This window comes from Solihabitans fulvus (assembly GCF_008386585.1).
In the GTDB taxonomy this organism is placed as follows: domain Bacteria; phylum Actinomycetota; class Actinomycetes; order Mycobacteriales; family Pseudonocardiaceae; genus Solihabitans; species Solihabitans fulvus.
The window spans coordinates 1-282 of the sequence record NZ_VUOB01000277.1 but is presented as its reverse complement, the minus strand read 5'-3'; the positions used below and the strand labels follow the sequence as shown (position 1 = coordinate 282).

General features: G+C 40.1%; 1 protein-coding gene. It reads left to right on the top strand.

The annotated features are described in order from the left end of the window. Positions 1–274 (top strand): elongation factor 1-beta family protein (locus tag F0L68_RS45840; RefSeq protein ID WP_149855409.1); only part of this gene is annotated, 274 nt, incomplete at its 5' end. Positions 275–282: the final 8 nt, after the last annotated feature.

Sequence of the window (282 nt, the reverse complement as noted above, 5' to 3'; positions counted from 1 at the left end):
CCTCATTGCCAAGTCCTCTATTCTCCTTGATGTCAAGCCATGGGATGATGAAACCGATATGAAGGAAATGGAAAACCAAGTACGCACTATTGAAATGGAAGGCCTTCTCTGGGGAGCCTCCAAACTTGTGCCTGTTGGGTATGGCATAAATAAACTGCAAATTATGTGTGTCATCGAGGACGACAAAGTTTCTGTTGATTTGCTGACAGAAAAAATTCAAGAATTTGAAGATTTTGTACAATCTGTTGACATTGCTGCATTTAACAAAATCTAAACAGCCAG